The sequence below is a fragment of the Paenibacillus sp. J31R34 genome, assembly GCF_059383715.1.
This window is the reverse complement of the sequence record NZ_JBXENU010000005.1, coordinates 310,999-331,964: the sequence shown is the minus strand read 5'-3', so window position 1 is coordinate 331,964 and position 20,966 is coordinate 310,999. Positions and strand designations below refer to the sequence as shown.

The window sequence follows — 20,966 nt, the reverse complement described above, 5'->3', positions numbered from 1 at the left end:
CTCGTTTATATGCTATAGCTAGGTTCCGGCGCGATTCGCTTCAGAAACTGCTTGGTCCGTTCTTCCTTCGGCCTGCCGAACAGCTCGCTCGGCTTGCCTTCTTCGACGATAACACCGCCGTCCATAAAGACGACATGGCTTGCGACATCGCGGGCAAAGCCCATTTCATGCGTGACGACGATCATCGTAATGCCTTCTCCAGCGATTTTGCGAATGACATCAAGCACTTCGCCCACAAGCTCCGGATCAAGCGCCGACGTCGGCTCATCGAACAAAATCACTTCCGGGTTCAGCGCAAGCGCCCGGGCGATGCCCACCCGCTGCTGCTGTCCGCCGGACAGCTCGCTTGGGTAAGCGTCAAGCTTCGCCGCAAGCCCTACCTTCTCCAGCATTTGCGTGCTGCGCCGCCTTGCTTCGTCTTTGGGCAGCTTTTGCACAATGAGCAGCCCTTCCATGACGTTTTCCAGCGCCGTCTTATGCTTGAATAAATTGTAATGCTGGAACACCATAGCCGAGCGCTGGCGCAGATTATGAATATCTTTTTTCCCTGCTGCCTTGAAGTCCAGCTCGAAATCCCCAATGCGGATTTGCCCATTATCGGGCTTCTCCAAATAATTGATGCAGCGCAGCAAGGTTGTTTTACCCGAGCCGCTTGGGCCCAATATGACAACAACCTCGCCTTTTTCCACCGTCAAATCGATGGATTGAAGCACCTGATTTTTCCCAAACGACTTGGAAATTTGCTTCAGTTCAATCATGCTACGCCACCTCGATTGTATTTATTAATTCTCCGCTCAAGCCAAGCTGTAGCCTGCTCGATTAATATGGTCATGCCCCAGAACAGCACCGCAGCTGCAATGTAGGCTTCGAGAAATTTCCAGTTTGTGGCAGCGACAATTTGCGCTTGGGCATTGATTTCAACGACAGATACGGTAAAAGCGAGCGTTGAACCGTGCAGCATGCCAATCAAATTGTTCGATAGATTCGGCAAGCAGACGGCGAGCGCCTGCGGCAGTACAATACGGCGCAGCGCCTGCGGCGTCGTCATTCCAATGGAATAAGCGGCCTCCATCTGTCCGCGGTTCACCGCAACAATGCCTGCGCGTACAACCTCCGACATATAGGCGCCTGCAGTAATCGAGAAAGAAATATAAGCAAATCCGATTAACGGAATAACCGTTGAATTAAAGCCAAGTCCGAGTGCGCTTGCCAGCCCATCGATTATGATCGGAAGGCCGAAATAGATAAGCAGCAAATGCATGAGCATCGGCGTACCACGAATGAATAGCACATAAGCGCTAGCCAATGGATATAGAACCGGAATGCGATAAATACGAATAAGGGCAACTGCTGTACCGATAATGAAACCGACGAACACCGAGACGATGGTAATATAAAGGGTATTCGGCAGCGCCTTGAACAAGCTGAGAAAGGCCGTCCATATAAATCCAGGGTCTAGTGACATCAGGCTCAGCCTCCTTTCTCAAAGCGCGCGATGAGCGTCCGCTTCCACAGCCTTCTTTTACCATAACGCTCCGCCGGTTCGGCCACTTGTTTCTCATGACGCAACAGCCTGCGCTCTAAATAATGGAAGGTCCGCTCCAAAATCGTACTGATTACAAAATAAATAAGGGACAAAGCAATGTAGGTTTCGATAAAATGCTGGGTTGCCGAGGCTAGCGTCTGCGACTTGCCCGTCATTTCCATGGCGCCCAGCGTGAATGCCAGCGACGTGTCCTTCAGATTGCCAATGACGAGATTCGCCAAAATCGGGATCGATATCGCCAGCGCCTGCGGCAGCACAATTCGGGTAAACGCTTGATAGCCGCTCATTCCAATCGCATAGGCCGCCTCTACCTGCCCACGATCCACCCCATTGACCGCCGCCCGAATCGCCTCAGATATAAAAGCGCTACTATGGAGAGCATAAGCCAAAATAACGAAAACGAGCACATTGGCCCGTGATACATCGATATGAACCAGCTTAAGCAATTCCGGAAGGCCGTAATAAATGAGAAAGAGCTGAATCAATATGGGCGTTCCGCGGAAAAAGGATACATACACCTGCGAAACCCGCTGCAATACGGGAGTTTTGTAAAGCCGGGGCAGCGCGATTATAAAACCAACCACGATGCCCAGCAAAATGGATGCAGCTACAATAAACAAGGTGATATGCAGGTAAGACAGCAATTTGGGTATGAAATCTAGCAAGTAATGAATATCAAATTTTCTGCCCATAGGTTTCCCTCCGTCTTACACCCTTGACCAGCAAGTTAGTAGCACCATTTATTTTTTTACAACTTCATCAAGCGGTTTTGTGTAGTCTTCACCAAGCCACTCTACGCTCAGCTTCGACAGCGTTCCGTCTGCTTTAACCTCTTTAATTGCTGCATCCAGTTTGTCTGCCAGCTCCTGGCTGTCTTTCCGAAGTACGAACAGCACGTCGGATTGAATGAGCGGGTCGCCTACCGTTTTCATCGCAGGTTTGCCATCTGTGTCAGGGTAGAACGGAAGCGAGAAGTCCGTAGCAAGCGTTGCATCTACGCGGCCGCTTTTGAGCAAGGCAATTCGGTCGTTGGCTGCGCCGCTGGAATAAACAATTTCATACGGATTGTTGTGATCCTTGTTGTATTGCTCCAGGAAAAAGGCCTGATTGCTCGTTGGCGATGTGAACACTTTTTTGCCTGTCAAATCGTCGATTGAATTAATCGTCGTATTGTCTCTGTACACTGCGATTTTGGAAAGGAAAATGCTGTACGGCTCTTTATTAAAAAGGAATTTGGCCTCACGCTCTGGATTTTTCTCCATTTGGTGAGCGACAAAATCGATTTTTTTCGTCTCAAGGCTTAGCAGCAAGCTTGAAAATTCTTGCGTTTGGAATTCAAACTCATATTCCGGAAGGCGTTTATCGATTTCTCTAACCAGCTCAACGTCGAAGCCTGTCAGCTTGCCGTCCTCATCGATAAAGCATACATTCGGGAACTGGGTACCCGTGCCGACAATAATTTTCTTCACTTCCTGAGCCGGGCTAGCACTTGCCCCTGCACCGCTGTTTGCTGTTTCATTCGCGCCATTATTTGCAGCTCCGCACGCCGTCAGCGTAAAGGACAATACCAGCAGCGTAGCTAAAAAAGTTCTTTTTTTCATAAAAATCGTTCCCCCATGTCATCTCGTTTTATAAAACCTATAATTCCTACCTATTAAGTAAGAATTGTTCTGTCACTAATTTATCATCCGCTCATCAAACCGTCAATGCCTCGGATAATAGGGTTTTTCTATTCTCTTATCTAAACATTCGATAGGTCGGCTTCAGGGCAGCTCTGTTCGTGTGTCGAATTCCCTCGTTTTACGTTTTACTTTTTATGCCCCGCTGACGAAAGGCAATGCTTTGACAAGCTTCACCAAGCTTTCGAAAAAAGGACTGCTCTCCCCGTTAAGCATAATCAGGTTCGTATCCAGCGACAGTCCCTCCACTTCCGGAATCGCAATCGGGAAAAGCTGGCCAGCCTGAACCTCGTCATAGGCAGACAGACTTGGCAGGAAGCAGATCCCCAGCTTTTGCAGCACAAGCTTCTTCGCGGTTTCCAAGTTATCTGTGTGGCAGGACATTTCCGGCGGTTCATTAAGTGATTCAAAAACCCGCTGCAGCCTTACCCAGTCCAGCGCTCCACATTCAAAAAACACCAGCGGCTGGTTGCCTATCGCCCTTAGCGTAATCTGCTTTTCTTTCAGAAAAGGGTGGCCCTCATACACATGCAGCCGAATGGCGTCATCCAGCAGCTTAACCGAGCGCAAGCCGGGATGGGTCGTTTGACGGACAAAGCCGATATCGACCTCTTTGTTCAGCACCTTTTCCACAATATCATCCGTCTTGGCGGTCACTGTCTTGAAACGAATGCCAGGATGCTTCTCCTTCAGTGCTGGCAGCAGCCTCGGCACCAAATAATTTGCCGTTGACACGGTACAGCCAATTCTCAGCTGGGCAGGCATCTCCTGCTTCTGATGCAGCTGTTTGCGACCCTTTTCCAGCGTCTGCAAAATTTGCTGGGCGTACGGCAGGAACCGCTTGCCTTCCTCGGTCAATTGAATTTGCTTGCCCATGCGGTCGAACAGCTTGCAATCAAGCTCCCGCTCCAGCGACTGAATTCTCGCCGTTACGGACGGCTGGGAAAGAAACAGGCTTTCCGCAGCCTTATTAAAGCTGCCGTAGTAAATGACATAGACGAATGCTTCTATATTTTCGATATTCACCGGGAGAGCCTCCTCGCAAAATACAACTTAACCAACTTGTTAACTTGGAATTATGTTGTGATAATGGTAATCCACATCTACCTAGGTGTCAATGGGCGAAGGAGAAAAAAATAGCCCCATAGCCGGACCATTCATCGCGCGCGGTTTTGTGGATGCAAGAAAAACGGACACCTCGCGGGTGTCCGTCATTGGAGTATACCATGATTCGATAAAAACGGAAGGCCCTGTGCTTCAGGTCTATCCTTCTAACTCCTCTGGGCTCATCGTCAGACCGCTCTCATCCGGATCGGCCATATCCAGCAGTTCACTGGTGGTGACAAAACGATAGCCTTCTGCAGCCAGTTCTTCCACCAGCACCCGAACCGCTTCAATGGTTTGGGAACGGTCCCCGTACCCGTCATGGAACAGCAAAATACTGCCGGGCGCGACCACCTGCCGTGTATGCTCCAGAATATAATCGACGCCTGGCGTTTCCCAGTCCTTGGCCGCTCCATTTACCGTGCCGATTGACCGGTATCCGTACTCTGCAGCCAGAGACAGAATGCTGTCATTCACGCCAAAGAATGGCGGTCTGAAGCTACGTACCTGTTGCCCTGTAACCTTCCGCATAAGGACATCTGTTCGCTGCAGCTCCCCACTAGCTTCCTCCAACGTCAGTTCAGTAAGGTCTGGATGGGAATAAGTATGATTCCCGAGCTCGTGGCCCTCCTGATGCACAACGGCCGCCATTTCTGGATGCGCTTCCATCTCCTGACCAATCATAAAAAAGGTTGCTCGGCCTCCCACACTGCGGAAAATATCAAGCAATTGGCTCGTATATACCGGACTCGGACCATCATCAAATGTGAAGGCCACTGCCTTTTCCCTTACAGAAATCTGATGTATCATTGATAATTTGACCATGAAATGACCGTCTCCTCTTCATAATTACAACTTGTCCACTCTCTATCATTTTGACAGAAACAAAGCGATTTCGCATCCTCATTTTGGCAGTATTCCAATATTAAATATCGTCAAAAGGAACAAGGAAAACTGGATCATTTCGAGGGAGTTAAAAAAGTATCGTTTAGAATCGCTTTAGCTTTCTTTAAGTTTTGGGAATCCAACTTATGGAGTATCGCCATGATTTCGTTCATTTCCTCGGTATCTGATAAGGTACGAACGGACTTGTCATTGTCTGTCTCTTCGTTTGTGTTCGCAGCTCTCTGACTCGGTGCAATTGACTCCTCTTTCGTCTCCGAATATACCCATGATGTATGCAACGTTTCGCTAAGGGCATTGACGAGAAAGCTTAATTCAGCTTCGTTATACCGTTGCAGGAAACGATTGACTCCGATATTAATTTGATGATGCAGGGCTTCATGCAGACGATAAATCTCTTTGCCCAGTGATGTGGTACGGAACAGAATTTCTTTTTTGTTATCCGGAAGGTATTCAAAAAGGATGATTTGTTTATCCGCCAGTTTTCTCGTAATTTTAGAGATACTCCCTTTGGAATAGCCGAACTTCTTTGAAATCGTTATGCCATTTACAGGCTCAAGCTTTCCAATCGCATCCAGCACATGCAGCATCATGACTGTCATTTCTTTTACCAACTCTGCAACAGCAGGATTAGGGCTATTTTGGATCAGCCATTGTTTCTCTTCATCATCTTCCGCTTGGTATCTAAGCTGTATGTCATTCACAACTTCTAACAATCCCTTGATTAAGCGATCTTTATTTTGTACTTCCTTATGGTTGATCATTCATTTCTCCTCCGATGATTAGCCTAATACCAGTATAACAGTGGGCAGCACAAAATTAAAGTTTCCTGGAAACAATATTGACAAAGGAAGGAGTGGCATCTATTATTGTTTCATGGAAACCAAAATGATAGTGGAGGAATATAAATGAACGTTGACGTACTCATCGCCGGAGCCGGACCAACCGGCTCCACGCTAGCAGCAGACCTTCTGCGGCGCGGCCTTCGTGTCCGACTGGTAGATAAAGCACCGCATGCCTTCAAGGGCTCTCGTGCAAAGGGCGTCCAGCCGCGAACCCTCGAGGTGTTTGAAGACCTCGGTATTCTGGGCGAGGCTCTCGCGGAGGGCGGCCCATACCCGCTCGCGGGACTCCATTTCGGACCAATCACTGTGCCTTGGCGGATGCAGCAGCGGAACAAGCCAACGCCTAACGTGCCGTATCCGAACATCCTGCTGCTGCAGCAGCACCGCACCGATGCCATCCTGCACCGTCTGCTCGATCGCCTCGGGCTAGGAATCGAGTTTGACACAGCGGTGGTGGGTTTCGAACAGGATGCCGATGGGGTGACGACGACTCTCTCAACGGGGGAGAAGGTCCGCAGCAGGTATCTGGTCGGGGCCGACGGCGGCTCGAGCTCGGTCCGCAAGGCCTCTGGTATTCGATTCATCGGAGATACCGCCGACTCCGACCGTACGCTCATCATCGACTGTACGATCGACGGACTGTCACGCAACCGGTGGCATATGTGGCCACGCACGCACGGCAAGTTTGTCGGAGCATGCCCGTTGCCCCACTCTGACCAGTTTCAGGTCATGATCCGGCTGACACCAGACGAGACGCCTGACCTCGACGAAGCTGCCCTGGCCGCCCAGTTCCATAAGCTCACCGGTTTCCGGCTCCACAGCATCACCTGGACCTCGGTGTTCCGGCCCAACGTCCGGCTCGCCGAGCACTACCGGGCGGGCAACGTCTTTCTCGCAGGCGATGCTGCCCACGTCCACACCCCAGCTGGTGCGCAGGGCCTCAACACAGGTGTGCAGGACGCCTACAATCTTGGCTGGAAACTCGCTCAGGTCATCGCTGGTGCTCCCGACAGCCTCCTCGATAGCTATGAGACCGAACGGCAGCCAGTTGCTGCACGCGTCCTCGGCAAGTCCAGTGAGCTGTACTCCCGTCTTGACCAGCAACGTCTCTCGACCCTTAAGCGCGGAGACGAGGAGCGGCAGCTCGGACTTTCGTACCATCGCGGGCCGCTCGCCCCTGCCGACGCGCCAGCCACCAAAAACCTGCATGTGGGTGATCGGGCACCGGACGCGCCCTGCAACGGACCAGGCGGGATACGGCGTCTGTTCGACGTCTTCCAGGGACCGCACTTCACCATACTGGCCTTCGGAGCGAACGCCGCCAAAGTACTCCCCCAGTTGAGCTGGCCGAACGGCGGCGCCGATTTGCACCGTTACGCCGTTAATACTGGGCACGGAGTCGATCCCAATTGCCTCAATGACATTGCCGGCAAGCTGACCAGCATGTACGGCATTACTGGCGATACGTTAATGCTAATCCGACCAGACGGTTACATCGGAAGCATCATCACAGCCAATTGGTTGGCAGCCTTCGACAATGTGACTAAGAAAATTACCAGGGATTTAGTTTCTCTGTGATACGGTTCTCCACGCTGTCTGTAACTTCAAGTTTTAGAGCCATCCTTTGTGGGATGGCTCTTTATTTGGAATTTTGAATTTAACTATCTGTTGAGCAACAAAATGACCCTGCGTTTTAAATTAACGGATAGGCTTATATTCCCCATCGAAATTAAAAAAATAACCGTTGTCTATACGGATATATCCGAAAATACAATGGTCTCTATCCCTATATAAAACACCAGAGCCGTTTTTATTGTCTAGGTTACCTTCTGCAACCCTAATTTTGTTGTCCTCACAAGCTAGAACAATTCCGATATGATCGTGAGAGTGATCACTCAAAAGCTTCTCGTAAATAACGATATCCCCACGCTTTGGTGTAAATCCATCTTGTTTATCCCGATAGAAAAACCCCGTTTCAGGCAATTGGGCCCAATCCAGCCATGCGCCAACCCCTGCTAATCGATACATGCGATTCGGATAGCGAATCGGCAATCGTATGCCCACTTTCATACAGCAGTAGTAAACGAATGCCGCGCACCAATTCCCTTCCAGCACTTTATAGATATCAGTGTCCGGCCAATACTTGCAAATTTCCTGGTAGCGTTCATCTTCCGGGATGCCAATAATATTTTTCCCTGCAAAAATTTCTGAAAAATCTGCCAGCCTAAGACGTCTGTCTTCCGCATTAATCCCAAATTCAATAAATACATTTTGCAGTCTATGTATAACCGCCTTGGATGAATAGTTACCTGTATTCTGAAAATACATCTGCAATAAAATAGCATCTTTAATGATTTCCTCGTAGGGGTCCTGCGTTCGATGTATAGCTTCTTGATAAAAGATCGCTCGAAGAATGACACGCTGCTCTTCGTCAGAAAAGAGCTGCGTACTGCGCAGTATAGGTCTTACCGCATCTGCACTGTTTGGACCAGGAAAGTCTTTAATTCCCGTTCTATAGAAATAATAACTGTGAAGCAACCCGGCGATCCCGGCAATTTCCGGATCTTGTCCTCTTCTCATAGCAAGCATCGAAGCGAAATTTGATACCCCATAAAGATGTACTTCGGTTTTATTTTTATAGCCGATCTCCCCTGTATGTAAGAGCATTTCTTGAACAAGACCACGAACACTTTCAATACGCTTAACCTTCTTCTCTCCGATCAAAATTTTGCCCCCTGCCCTTTAATCATGCTGACTCAAGAAAGTTAATTAAAAAACTTGCCCCAACTTATGGTACGCTTCAGCGTAATATATGTAAACAAAAAAACGGCTCAGAATGTAACGAAACATTCCCGTGCCGTTTTGACGTCTGAACAGGCTATTTAATAACGCCTTTTTTCAAAATAATATTCGCATACAGCGCCTGCTCGCCAGTTGCCACAATGGCATAAGCCTTCTTCGCCCGCTCATAGAAAGCGAAGCGCTCCACTTCCTCAGGCTTCTCGCGTACTGGCGTATGCTGCTCTATAATGAGCTGATACTGCTCCCAGATTGGCGTCTGTACCGTATCGCCAGGAACAACCTGCATAAGCGCCGCCGGGCGCTCCACATATTGATCCAAGGGAAACAGCGGCAATATCGCTTCCAGCAGCTCCGGAATGCCGTGCCCGTCCGCCCGGACAACGCGCTGCGCGTGGCTCATGACCGGGAAATTGCCGTCGGCCAGCACGATTTCGTCGCTGTGGCCCATTTCCATTAATATTTTCAGAAGCTCCGGTGAAATTAATTTGGATATCCCATGCAGCACCTTAAACACTCCCTTGGTATGATTGAAATTAAGACTTCACCTGCAAAGCGACTAACCGCAGGTAAGCTTCGTAAGCCTGCTCCCATACTTGCTGCTCCGCCGGCGCCGGCTCATAGGCATCCATCTCAAACGATGCCGCCGATAGCTGCCGCGCCTCCTGCAAATCCACACATTCCCCTTGGGCAATGAGCTGGACGAGCATATTGCCGATTGCGCTCGCTTCGACCGGACCTGCCCATACCGAGCGGCCAATCGCATTCGCTGTAAAGCGGCAGAGCAGCTTGTTCTGTATGCCGCCGCCAACCATGTGCAGACCGGCATACGTCTCTCCGGTTAGCTGCTCCATTTGCTCCAGCGCATAACGATATTTCAGCGCCAGACTTTCAAGAATGCATCTTGCGATTTCGCCCCGCGACTGCGGTACAGGCTGCCCCGTCTCCTCGCAATACTGCTGCACAGTTCGAATCATGCAAGATGGACTGTAAAAACGCAAATCATCCGGATGAATCAGGCTGCGGAATGGTACCGCCTGCTCCGCCTCCACCACAAGCTGGGCGAAGGACAGCTCTTCACCTTGCGCCTCCCATTCACGGTGGCATTCCTGCAAAATCCACAGGCCCATAATATTTTTGAGCAGCTGATAGGTCCCGCCGACTCCGCCTTCATTGGAAAAATCGAGCGCCAGCGCCTCTGGCGTCAGCAGCGGACTCGCAAGCTCGGTGCCGAGCAGCGACCACGTGCCGCATACCAAATAGGCAAAAGCTTTCCCGCCTGCCGCTGGCACAGCAGCAACCGCTGATTCCGTATCATGCGTGCCTACGGCTATCGCTTCAATCGGCGGTACAGCCAGCTCTTCGCATACTTCCGCTGTAAGCGGCCCAATGCGCTGTCCCGGATGAATCGGCGCAAGAAACAGCTTCGCTGGAATGCCGAGCTGCTGCATAAGCGGCTCATTCCACTGCTGCCGCTCGGGATGAAACAGCTGCGTCGTAGTCGCCATCGTAAATTCACATACCTTCTTGCCTGTCAAAAAATAAACGAGCAAATCCGGTGTCAGCAGCAGCGTCTCGGCGGCCGCCAGCTTGGGCGAGCCTGCCTTGCTCATCGCATACAGCTGATAAATTGTATTAAAGGGCATGAACTGGAGTCCACCCTGCTGATACTGCTCCTCTCGGCTCAGCAGCTGCTCTACCTCTTCGATCAAGCCTTCCGTCTGCGGGTCGCGGTAATGATACGGATTGCCCAGCAGCTCGCCTTGCGAATCCAAGAGGCCAAAGTCCACTCCCCATGTATCTACGCCAAAGGTGGCCGGCTGATAGCCCTGCTGGAATGCCTTGCGAATGGCAGTCTTCATCTCCTGCAGCAGTCGCAAAATATCCCAGTGCAAATGCTGTCCTACTTGTACCGCATAGTTGGGAAAACGATGAAGCTCGGTCACCTCTAGCTTTCGCTTGCCCTCTGCATGCACAGCAAGCTTGCCTATTAGCGCCCTGCCGCTGCTTGCGCCCAGATCAAAGGCAAGCACGGTCGCCGCCGTTTTCGCTGCATTTGCCATCCCCTGCACTCCTCCTCTGCCTAGCGGATTCAACGCAATACTACTGCATTTTTTGCAGCAGCTGAATGCGGTATGCCTCGCTCTCCAGCGATGCGATTTCTTCAAATTCTTCCGTCGTCAGCACTTTTGGCTCTTTGATGGCTTTGGCGATCAGGAAAATTTTTGCGCTTTCCTCTACAACCTCCGTGCGGTAGTAGGCTTCACGCAGGTTGCGTCCTGTCGTTACCAGTCCATGATTGCCTAGCAAAATCGAGCTCGCAGCATTCACTTTCTCCACTAGCGCATCAGCGAGCTTATCTGTAGTTGGCAGAACATAGGGAATATATACCGTCTTGCCTACAAGCGCGGCCTGATCGGGGAACATAATCGGCAGCTCCTGCTCCACAAGTGTAAAAGCGATGCAATAAGGCGGATGCGTATGCACGATGGCTCCGATATTCGGATTCGCACGATAAGCATATAAGTGCATCAGCACCTCGGACGATGGACGGAAGCCCGTATCCGTTACGGCTCCAGTCTCAATATCGACCTCTACCCACTGCTCCGGCTCAATTTCATCCAGTGCAAAGCCGCTCGGAGAAAGATACATTTTGCCCTCATGCTTCGCACTAATGTTGCCGCCTGGACCAACCACCAGACGGTTCGCTACCGTCTTTTTTGCGTATTTGCATAGTTCCTCTCTCATTTCCATGCTGCTCATTTCTCTCTTCCTCCTCTATCTGATTGAACCCATGAAGCTGCCGCCCCAAATGCTCGGAACGGCAGCTTGTAGATGACTCATTCAATTATTCAAAATATAAGAATTTATAAGTTTTTCACGTATAAATAGCCTTATATTTCTCGGACTGAAACGCGCCGCGCCGCCAGAGGACGGAGGGCAACCGTTTCACCTTGTTATTTATATAACGGCCCAAAGTTGTCGCAAGCGCGGTAATCTGCGCTTTCCGCATTACTCGTGCCGAACAAGCCCCAAGCGCGTGGACGGAACAGCTTCTCCTCTGCCACATTGTGCATATTGACTGGAATACGCAGCATCGAAGCAAGCGTAATTAAATCCGCGCCAATATGCCCGTAGCTGATAGAGCCATGATTTGCGCCCCATTGGTCCATCACTTCATAAACGCTGCGGAATGCACCGCTGCCTGTCAAAATCGGAGCGAACCATGTCGTCGGCCAAGTCGGATCTGTCCGTTTGTCGAGCACATCATGAACGCCTTCTGGCAGATCAACCGAATAACCTTCGGCAATTTGCAGAACGGGACCAATGCCCTTAACCAAATTGATTCGGGACATCGTCATCGGCATGCCGCCGCGGGTCAAATAGTCGGAGGAATAGCCGCCGCCACGGAAATACTCGACCGATGCCGGACGCCACGATGTTGCTTTCAGGCAATCCGCCGCCTCCTGCTCAGAAATTTCCCAATGCGGCTTAAGCGCAGGCTTGCCATCCAGTTGCTGCTCGCCTGTGCCGTCAAGCGTCGCCGAACCGGAGTTGATTAGGTGCAAAATGCCGCCCGCTGCATGCCCTTCCAGCTTATGGCCCGTTACGCGCTCTACCGAATCAGGACTCCAATACGTCCGCACATCGGCGAAAATTTGCGCCGTATTCGTCAGCAAATTGCCGAACAGCATCGCAACGCCGTTCAAGCTGTCATTTTCCGTTGCTACCGTGTAAGGTGCGCGGATGCCGTTCCAGTCGAACGAGGAGTTAAGCAGTGTTTCCATGAAATCGCCGTTTGGAAAATGATCCGTCCATTGGCGCTGCCCCTGGAAGCCGGAAACAATCGCATTGTGGCCCATCGCCTCTTCCCCGAAGCCAAGCTCCACAAGACGCGGATTGCCGACCATCAGGTCGCGGGCAATCATCGTCATTTTCACAACGGTTTCCCAATCCTTATCCTTCTGCTCTCTGGAGGTCTGGATTTGCGCTGGATTGTTGTCTGCTCCCTCTGGACAGTTTTCCTTCACCCATGCCAGCGCACGAGCAAATTCTTCACCATCATAAATTTCCTCTTCGAAGCGGCGGACGAATTCCGACATATCCACATACTCGGTACGCATGCCCAAATATTCCTGAAAAAAAGCATCGCTTACGATCGAGCCCGCGATTCCCATGGATACGGAGCCCATCGACAAATAAGCTTTGCCGCGCATATAAGCTACAACAAGACCCGCTTTCGCGAAGCCCAGCAGCTTGCCCTTCACATCTTCAGGGATGCTCGTGTCGCCAGAATCCTGTACTTCCTCGCCATAAATGCCGAAGGCCGGAAGGCCCTTCTGCGCATAGCCGGATAGTACAGCGGCCAAATATACGGCGCCTGGACGCTCTGTGCCGTTAAAGCCCCAAACCGCTTTCGGAATGGACGGGTCCATATCCATCGTCTCGGTGCCATAACACCAGCATGGCGTTACGGTGATAGATACGCCTACGCGCTCGCGGGCAAATTTGTCCGCGCAAGCTGCCGCTTCCGCTACGCCGCCGATACAGCTGTCCGCAATGACGCATTCAACCGGCTGACCGTTCGGATAACGCAAATGCTCGCCGATGAGCGCCGCTACCGATTTTGCCATATTCATCGTCTGCTCTTCGAGCGATTCGCGCACGCCCTTACGGCGTCCATCGATCGTAGGACGAATACCTATTTTAGGGAAACCGCTTTCAAAACGATGCTTTTCTTGTGTCACTATTATCCCTCCACTACAAGCGTAAACGGCTTTTGCCGTCCTCTGGCGGCAAAGCTTCCGTTTCGCGATGAAATATAAGTGCATAACCAGCTGCTTGAGTTAGTATTGAGTTAGTATTGAGTTATCGGTAACTCTAATTTATCAAGCTTGAGGGTTGCTGTCAATGGCTCTCTTTTGTAAGATGGTAGAATACAAAACGATTGGGATGAATAGATAAGGAGCAAGCCGCATGGTTACGATTTACGATATCGCTCAGCGATCCGGGGTTTCGGCGATGACCGTATCGCGAGTGATCAATAACACAGGCCGAATAAGCGACAAGACGCGGGCAAAGGTCAAGAAAGTGATGGAGGACATGCACTATGTGCCGAACCAGATGGCGAGAAGTCTGGTGCTCCAGCATACCCGCCTGCTGTTTTTGCTTATTGCCGATATTACGAATCCGTTTTATACGACGCTGTCACGAGGAGCAGAGGATGCCGCTACGAAAAATGGCTACAAGCTGCTGTTCGGCAACAGCGATGAGAATTTAGAGAAGGAATCGGATTATATCCATACGATTCTAACGACGCGGGTCGACGGCGTGATGATGGCGCCAACTGGCGACCCTTCCCTGCCCAATCTGGAGTCGCTGCTTCAGCATCAGACCCCATTCGTGCTTATTGACCGCGAAGTGCCAGGGGTTGAATGCGATATCGTTCTTGGGGACAGCAAGGAAGGCGCCCGCCAGCTTGTGGATCATCTTGTGGAGCAGGGGCATACGCGAATTATGATGGTCAACGGCTCGCAGTCGAGCTCCAGCGCCCGCCTTCGCTTGCAAGGCTACAGGGAGGCGCTTCAGCTCAATGGGCTGGCATATGAGCCTGATTATTTATTCGAGACCAGCTTCGGCCCGCAAAATGATCTGTCTGCCATGAATGCCTGGATCGACAGCATAAACCCGCTTCCGACCGCAATCATTGCCGGAAACAACGTCATTGCCATTGAGCTAATTCGCCTGCTCCAGCAGCGCGGCCTGCATATACCAGACGATATTTCTATCGTATGCTTTGATGATTTCGGCCCTTATGCGGAAATTAATCCGTTTGTGACCGTTGTCGCCCAGCAAGCCTACCAGTTCGGTTATCTCGGCATGCAAATGCTCATAGACCGTATCCAGAATGGCAGCGCCTCCGGGCCGTGGCGGAAAGTCGTGCTGCCTGCGGAGCTCATTGTAAGAAGCTCCGTCAAGCAGCTCGGTTAAGCGGTCAGGCGGCATTAATAGAAATAGCGGCGGCCAAGGACAGGAAATTTAGTCCTCAGCCGCCGCTATTTTATTAAACAAGCTTTAATTATTAGTCAGAGCTAGATGATCTACTATTTTTTGAGCGTCATATTTTACCCAACCCAATAGTGCCGACCCTCTGGAGCTTTGCCATGGCAAACCGACGAAATACAATCCCGAAACCGGGGATACACCTTCATTATGCTTAATCTGACCATATGAATCAAATGCATTCTGAATGTCAATCCAATGGTCATCGCGCTTGAAACCAGTAGCCCAAATGACATTTTTAACCTCTATTTCGTTTCCATCCTCACAGATAACACGGTCGCCAATCGCATTCATTACGCGTGAAAAGACCTTTACTTTCCCCTCTTTCATCAGCTGCTTCAGTTCGAATCCATATACTTGCTCTGGCTGGTTTTGCAACCATTTCCCAATCGAGCTTTGTGTACTTGCACGAAGAAATCCGAGTTTTTCAAAGTACCAGAAAATGCTGCGACTTATAATATATAAAGGCTTGAACGAAATATTACGAGCTACGGATATATAAACCGATCTGGGTTTATCCTGATCCTGAGCTAACTCCACTGCTATTTGGGCACCTGAATTTCCGCCTCCCACAACGATCGTGTTTCCGGGGCTTAGTTGTTCTGGATTTAAGTATTCTGAGGAGTGCAGCTGGATTACATTCTCTGATAATGTTTTAGAAAAGGATGGGACATTTTTCACTTGGAATGGACCTGTTCCCACGATAATGCTGCGAGCCTCAATAATTCCATCTGCTGTTTCTGCTTTAAAATGGCCGTCTTTCCAAAGTCGTTTAACCAGACAATTCAGCTTGATCGGAAACGCCATATTTTTCGCATAGGCTTCAAGATAGTCTGCAATCTCATCTTTACTCGGCAGACCATTCTGAGTTCCTTCTATTGGCATGCCAGGCAATCCATCATACATGCGTGGTGTAAAGAGATGCAGCGAGTCATAGCGCCGCCGCCAAGAATCCCCTATTGATGCTGCTGCTTCCAAAATGATAAAGCTTAAGCCACTCTTTTTCAGATAATATCCTGCAGCTAGCCCCGCTTGTCCTGCCCCTATAACCAACACATCATACATATGTATCATCCTTCCATTAACTAGCTTGAGCGCCGCTCTTTCACACTTAAAACAAACAATCAAACATATACTTGATTGTATAATTATAATATGCTAAGCTAACAACAATCAATCAATAATTTGAATAAGGATGCGGGTGCGGTATGAAAGATAGCTGTGAAATATATTGTTATGACGAGCCGAAAGTACGTAAGGTGCAGCATGCTCTAGAGCAGCAAAACATTGAAAGTATGGCCAAGCTGTTTAAAGCACTTGCCGATGAGACAAGGCTAAAGGTCGCAATTGCTTTATGCGAAGAGGACGAACTATGTGTGTGTGACGTGGCAAATATTACTAACTCCTCGCTCGCAACCACCTCGCATCATCTGCGAACGTTAAAACAACTTGGATTAGCCAACTATCGGAAGGAAGGAAAGCTTGTGTTTTATTCGTTGAAGGATGATCATATACGCCAATTAGTTCAGATTGCGTCAGCACACAGCCAGGAGTAGATTGCAGCTGCAGCGATATGAGCGCAAAAAAAAGGCCAACCAGTAATCCCTAGTTGACCTAAGCTTACGATACGTATGGTTATACTTCCACTAGCTCAACAAATGATCGACCTTCGTCAGTATAATGAACTACAATTTAACTCTTAGTTTTGAGCTCTGCTTAGTGTTTTTTCCTTCTTCACGATCGTCTGCTCATATCTTTCAATTTTATCATCCATGCGTTCAAGCACCCTCTTCATTTCTTCCATTCGTGCTCTAAGCAGCTTGCGCTGATCGATCAGGAGCTCTTTTCTGGTCTCTTGCGTTTCATCCCCCTGTTGAAACAGCCCCAAATATTCAATAAGGACCTCAACTGGAAGACCAGCGCCCCGCATACACTTGACAAATTCAACCCACCGGCAATCTTCTTCTGTATAGTCTCTAAGTCCGCTTTTATTGCGATTCACTCGTGGAATAAGCCCAATTCGTTCGTAATAGCGAAGCGTATCCTGTGACAGCTCAAATTTTTCGCTTACTTCTTGTATAAACATGGCGATTTCACCTCCTCATTTAAAATAAAGAACGCCTATGGAAATGGTCAGGCGTTCTTGTCCTATATTCATATTAAACGGCACCAATGACCGGATGAGGAACGTATGGCTCTTCCAGCGACGCAATTTCTTCAGGTGTCAATTTTATGGATAGAGAAGCTGCCGCATCCTCAAGATGAGATATTTTCGAAGCGCCGACAATCGGACCCGTGACTTGTTCTTTCTGCGTCACCCAAGCAAGCGCGATTTGAGCACGGGGAACACCGCGATTTTCGGCGATGGCTGCAACGCGCTCCACAATCAATCGATCCGTAACTGCTGTCGCATCGTATTTCGATTTTTGAACTTGATCGGTTTCGGAGCGATGTGTCTTCTCGGACCAATCACGTGTCAATCTTCCCGATGCCAGCGGGCTATAAGGAATGACACCGATTTTTTCTTCCTTGCAAAGAGGCAGCATTTCCCTTTCCTCTTCACGATAGATGAGGTTTAGATGGTTTTGCATCGACACAAACTTCGTCCACCCATTTTTCTCAGCGGTATATAAAGCCTTCTGGAACTGCCATGCATACATCGCGGAAGCTCCAATATATCTTGCCTTCCCGGCTTTCACCACATCGTGCAAAGCTTCCATCGTCTCTTCTATAGGCGTATTATAATCCCAGCGATGAATTTGATAAAGGTCTACATAATCAGTTCCCAATCGCTTAAGGCTTTTGTCTATTTCACTCATGATGGCCTTCCGAGAAAGACCTGCACCGTTCGGTCCTTGATGCATACGGAAATGTACCTTAGTAGCCAGCACAATTTCATCACGATTCGCATAATCCTTCAGAGCCCGTCCAACAATTTCCTCGCTCGTTCCGTCTGCATACACATTGGCTGTATCAAAAAAATTAATACCAAGCTCTAACGCTTTTTTTATAATAGGACGACTGTGCTCTTCATCAAGCAACCATGGATGAACCCACCGCTCTGCTTCACCAAAGCTCATACAGCCAAGACAAAGCTGAGATACATCCAGGCCGGTATTTCCAAGCTTCACATATTCCATTTGATCGTTCCTCACTTTCAATTAAGTACTGTTTCCTTCGTATGTAGTTTAACCTCTGGAGTTAGCTCCAAGTCAAGCGATTATATGTGCGGCCCAAAAATTGGGCACTTAACCTAGTATCACTAGGCTAATGTGCATCATACATTGCCATATAAGTTTCCATGAATGCTTTGAACAATGAAATGTAAAAGGAGTTATTCATCATGTGGGTTTATGTTCCTGATTTTTATTCTCGTGCGTTTGGACCGTTTGGAATTCCAGGGCCTTCAATGCCACCGCCAATCGTTCCTCCTTTTTTCCCTCAACCAGGCATGCCAACATTTCCAAGCCCGCAGCCTCCCGTTCAACCACCTAATCAAGGAGGTCCTCCTGCTTTCGCTCCGCCTTCTACCATTCCACCCAGACCACCACAATTGCCACCGGGAGCTACCACGTTAATAGATTCAGGTGCAATAGCTGGCTGTCGAAACAAATTCACGTATATTTGGCAAAGCAATGGCGCTTCCTACTGGATGTTTCTTACTTTCGTTGGGCCAAATTCAATCGCTGGCTGGCGCTGGGTAGGACCCGGAGTTGGCTGGATAAATTTTGGGCTTGATCTTAGATTTGTGGACTCGAGTGTCTGCGTCCCTTGATATCTGGAATTTGCAAGATTACAATGAAATAATTGGAATGGAATAGATAGGAAAAGGAGCTGCGCATGCAGCTCCTTTGATTTTATTCACTATGAAAATCAGTTCTCGGCTAGGACATTTTTAATAAATAGTCGGCACCATTCCCCCATCCATGCGGATCGGGGAACCTTTAAAGGCAGATGCATAAGGACTGCATACAAATGCAGCTAGCCTGCCAATTTCATTAGGCCTGATAAATCGCTGTATTTCCGATTGAGGCAAATGACCAGCCATAAATTTTTTCTCTTTTTCTGAAAAGGTCAAGCCTTCGTCAGGGTACATGCCATCAATAATTTGATGCACTTGTTCAGAGAGTGTCGGGCCTGGCATTATCGTATTGATTGTAACTTCTGTTCCTGTCGTTAGTTTAGACAAGCTTTTAAACAATGATAACAGCATGGATTTAGTCATCGCATACTGAGGCATTAGGCCTGAAGGCATGACGGCTTCTTCACTCGCAATAAAGATAATGCGGCCGTTATTATTTTTCAACATGTTAGGCAAATAAAATTTGGTTAAGCCATTTGCTGCAAGAACATTCGTACGGAAGTATTTTTCCCATACCTCATCGTGGGTATCCTCATATTTCATGATTTCATAAACACCCATATTATTAACCAGAATATCAACGCTTGGGTATTTTTCAAACAAAGCCTCTCGCTGCCCACTATCCACAATATCGGCTGTAGCATTTTGAGGAGAGGTAGCCGGGAAAGCTAACTTTATTTCATTTACCGTTCGTTCTACCTCCTCATCATTGCGCCCATTAATGAGGACATGAACCCCTTCTTTGGCAAGCTCGGTGGCAATGGCCTTGCCGATGCCCTTCGTAGATCCTGTAACGAAAGCTGTTTTATTGTTTAATCCCATATCCATCTTGCATTTCTCCATTTCATTTACGTATGATGTTGGCGAGCTTATCAGCAGTCATTTTTGCAACAATCCCTTGCTTACGGATAGTCATTATATTACCTTGTCTGGATTGCTCAGTAACTAGCATATTGCGCCAACCTACTTGCTTAACACGCCAAATGATAAAAGCCTAATAAATGCGAGCTTTCTGGAGAAAATGGTGGAGAGTGGACTAAGTATGAAACGATAGTGTATTTGATCCTAAATGTTCGGCACGCCAATTTGAAGGCGTATCCCCTTCCCAAAGGCGGAAGGCACGGTAGAACGAATTTTGGTCTTCATAGCCAATCAAGAAAGCCACTTCTTTAATTTCGAGCGATGGGTCTGCCAAGTACTCCCGTGCCTGCTCATGTCTAGCTTGTGTCAACAGCTGCTTGAAGCTCGTGTTCTCATCTGTTAGCCGCCGCTGCAATGTACGCTCGCTAATGCTAAGCTCCTTCGCAACAGCCTGAATATCGGGACGCCCTCCTGTGAGGCTGCGTTTTATGATCCATTTGACCGTCTCGGCCATGGACTGGCTAGGCTGGTGTTCATCGAGCGTGCGATCTAGTGCAGGGGTCAGAATCTCCAACAGCTCTTCGTTGTACGACATAAAGGGGCGGTCCAAATCTTTTCGATGCAGCGTCAATCGATTGCCTGCTGCACCAATCCGGATTGGACAGCCGAAATAAGCTTCTAGGGCATGTACATCGCCCATTGAGCTCGAAAATTCGACAAGCTGCGCCATCAAAGGCTGCCCTGTGCCCCGGCGCCCAAGCTCCAGAAGAAAGGCCAGCGTGACGCCAACCAGCATCGGCGGGCCGGCTTGCTCCGCATTTCGCCATTCCAGTTCGATTGTACAGCGCTCCCCCTCCTCGGTCATACGCAAGCTTTCAGGGGGACAAAGCTGCTTATACCGAGCCATTCGGTTTAGAGCATCGCGATAGTCGCGAGCATGGTAAGGGGCTAGGACAGTCGGTGGATACTTCGCTGTTTCAAAGGCAGTCGCAAGCTTAATGATTCCTATGGCTGTGTCACCAATGAGATTGGAATAAGCCTGCCAAATCGCGAAATATTGATCTGTAGTAACGAACGGCTCAGTCATTATGGTGAGCGGCAGTCGCGCTATGCGGGCTATATCCTGGGCGGCGATCCCCAGTTGATGCACCCCCTCCCAAAAGCCTGGCGGGATTTTAATGCGGTCCGAGACCTCAGTATTCATTAAATATGGCACTCCTTTAGCTGCTTACCTGCTCAAGCTATCTTAATTACATTAAACAACACGTAAGATTGTTCCGTCTAATCTGCCTATGCAGCCCCCA

20 protein-coding genes are annotated in these 20,966 nt (G+C 49.2%); 3 read left to right on the top strand and 17 right to left on the bottom strand.

Features of this window, described 5'->3' with window-relative positions; translation table 11 throughout:
• Window positions 1-5: 5 nt before the first annotated feature.
• The 7 genes from AC50YG_RS16445 to AC50YG_RS16415 all read right to left on the bottom strand — a co-directional run bounded on the left by AC50YG_RS16445 (window position 6) and on the right by AC50YG_RS16415 (window position 5,996).
• Window positions 6-758 (bottom strand): amino acid ABC transporter ATP-binding protein, encoded by a 753-nt coding sequence (locus tag AC50YG_RS16445; protein WP_473760594.1) that lies wholly within the window; start codon window positions 756-758, stop codon window positions 6-8.
• A complete protein-coding gene (locus tag AC50YG_RS16440) occupies window positions 755-1,465 on the bottom strand; it encodes an amino acid ABC transporter permease (protein WP_494828079.1) in 711 nt (236 codons plus the stop codon). The genes AC50YG_RS16445 and AC50YG_RS16440 overlap by 4 nt, the downstream gene beginning before the upstream one ends.
• A gap of 5 nt (window positions 1,466-1,470) precedes the next feature.
• The gene (locus tag AC50YG_RS16435; protein WP_494828078.1) at window positions 1,471-2,238 is read right to left on the bottom strand and encodes an amino acid ABC transporter permease; all 768 of its coding nucleotides are present in this window, start codon (window positions 2,236-2,238) and stop codon (window positions 1,471-1,473) included.
• A gap of 48 nt (window positions 2,239-2,286) precedes the next feature.
• Window positions 2,287-3,147, bottom strand: a complete 861-nt coding sequence (locus AC50YG_RS16430; protein ID WP_494828077.1) for a transporter substrate-binding domain-containing protein — start codon at window positions 3,145-3,147, stop codon at window positions 2,287-2,289.
• A gap of 213 nt (window positions 3,148-3,360) precedes the next feature.
• Complete coding sequence (locus AC50YG_RS16425; protein ID WP_494828076.1) at window positions 3,361-4,251, bottom strand: LysR substrate-binding domain-containing protein; 891 nt, start codon at window positions 4,249-4,251, stop codon at window positions 3,361-3,363.
• Between the two features lie 237 nt (window positions 4,252-4,488).
• On the bottom strand, window positions 4,489-5,154 hold the full coding sequence (locus AC50YG_RS16420) for a polysaccharide deacetylase family protein (RefSeq protein WP_494828075.1): 666 nt from the start codon (window positions 5,152-5,154) through the stop codon (window positions 4,489-4,491).
• Window positions 5,155-5,288: 134 nt separating this feature from the next.
• A complete protein-coding gene (locus AC50YG_RS16415; RefSeq protein WP_494828074.1) occupies window positions 5,289-5,996 on the bottom strand; it encodes a MarR family transcriptional regulator in 708 nt (235 codons plus the stop codon).
• Window positions 5,997-6,140: 144 nt separating this feature from the next.
• Here AC50YG_RS16415 and AC50YG_RS16410 point away from each other — a divergent pair, with 144 nt between their 5' ends.
• Entirely contained in the window at window positions 6,141-7,655 is a 1,515-nt protein-coding gene (locus tag AC50YG_RS16410; RefSeq protein ID WP_494828073.1) for an FAD-dependent monooxygenase, read from the top strand.
• A 120-nt stretch (window positions 7,656-7,775) separates the two neighbouring features.
• On the opposite strand, the gene AC50YG_RS16405 is transcribed toward AC50YG_RS16410, so the two are convergent.
• From AC50YG_RS16405 to AC50YG_RS16385, 5 genes are all read right to left on the bottom strand, one after another.
• Window positions 7,776-8,801: a CHAP domain-containing protein gene (locus AC50YG_RS16405; protein WP_494828072.1), complete on the bottom strand. Its 1,026-nt coding sequence runs from the start codon at window positions 8,799-8,801 to the stop codon at window positions 7,776-7,778.
• Between the two features lie 154 nt (window positions 8,802-8,955).
• On the bottom strand, window positions 8,956-9,384 hold the full coding sequence (gene fucU, locus AC50YG_RS16400; RefSeq protein ID WP_056043218.1) for an L-fucose mutarotase: 429 nt from the start codon (window positions 9,382-9,384) through the stop codon (window positions 8,956-8,958).
• A gap of 28 nt (window positions 9,385-9,412) precedes the next feature.
• Complete coding sequence (locus tag AC50YG_RS16395; protein WP_494828071.1) at window positions 9,413-10,939, bottom strand: rhamnulokinase; 1,527 nt, start codon at window positions 10,937-10,939, stop codon at window positions 9,413-9,415.
• A gap of 40 nt (window positions 10,940-10,979) precedes the next feature.
• Entirely contained in the window at window positions 10,980-11,639 is a 660-nt protein-coding gene (locus AC50YG_RS16390; RefSeq protein WP_494828070.1) for a class II aldolase/adducin family protein, read from the bottom strand.
• A 194-nt stretch (window positions 11,640-11,833) separates the two neighbouring features.
• On the bottom strand, window positions 11,834-13,624 hold the full coding sequence (locus AC50YG_RS16385) for an L-fucose isomerase (RefSeq protein ID WP_494828069.1): 1,791 nt from the start codon (window positions 13,622-13,624) through the stop codon (window positions 11,834-11,836).
• A 229-nt stretch (window positions 13,625-13,853) separates the two neighbouring features.
• Here AC50YG_RS16385 and AC50YG_RS16380 point away from each other — a divergent pair, with 229 nt between their 5' ends.
• Entirely contained in the window at window positions 13,854-14,867 is a 1,014-nt protein-coding gene (locus AC50YG_RS16380) for a LacI family DNA-binding transcriptional regulator (protein WP_494828068.1), read from the top strand.
• Window positions 14,868-14,951: 84 nt separating this feature from the next.
• Here AC50YG_RS16380 and AC50YG_RS16375 read toward each other — a convergent pair whose 3' ends face one another.
• Entirely contained in the window at window positions 14,952-16,013 is a 1,062-nt protein-coding gene (locus tag AC50YG_RS16375; RefSeq protein ID WP_494828067.1) for a flavin-containing monooxygenase, read from the bottom strand.
• A 134-nt stretch (window positions 16,014-16,147) separates the two neighbouring features.
• Here AC50YG_RS16375 and AC50YG_RS16370 point away from each other — a divergent pair, with 134 nt between their 5' ends.
• Window positions 16,148-16,495, top strand: a complete 348-nt coding sequence (locus AC50YG_RS16370; RefSeq protein ID WP_473760621.1) for an ArsR/SmtB family transcription factor — start codon at window positions 16,148-16,150, stop codon at window positions 16,493-16,495.
• A gap of 143 nt (window positions 16,496-16,638) precedes the next feature.
• Here the strand turns inward: AC50YG_RS16370 and AC50YG_RS16365 are convergent, their stop codons facing one another.
• The 4 genes from AC50YG_RS16365 to AC50YG_RS16350 all read right to left on the bottom strand — a co-directional run bounded on the left by AC50YG_RS16365 (window position 16,639) and on the right by AC50YG_RS16350 (window position 20,866).
• The gene (locus AC50YG_RS16365; protein WP_473760623.1) at window positions 16,639-17,025 is read right to left on the bottom strand and encodes a MerR family transcriptional regulator; all 387 of its coding nucleotides are present in this window, start codon (window positions 17,023-17,025) and stop codon (window positions 16,639-16,641) included.
• Between the two features lie 73 nt (window positions 17,026-17,098).
• Window positions 17,099-18,079: an aldo/keto reductase gene (locus AC50YG_RS16360; protein ID WP_494828066.1), complete on the bottom strand. Its 981-nt coding sequence runs from the start codon at window positions 18,077-18,079 to the stop codon at window positions 17,099-17,101.
• A gap of 755 nt (window positions 18,080-18,834) precedes the next feature.
• Window positions 18,835-19,629: an SDR family NAD(P)-dependent oxidoreductase gene (locus tag AC50YG_RS16355; RefSeq protein WP_494828065.1), complete on the bottom strand. Its 795-nt coding sequence runs from the start codon at window positions 19,627-19,629 to the stop codon at window positions 18,835-18,837.
• Window positions 19,630-19,837: 208 nt separating this feature from the next.
• A complete protein-coding gene (locus tag AC50YG_RS16350) occupies window positions 19,838-20,866 on the bottom strand; it encodes a helix-turn-helix domain-containing protein (RefSeq protein WP_494828064.1) in 1,029 nt (342 codons plus the stop codon).
• Window positions 20,867-20,966: the final 100 nt, after the last annotated feature.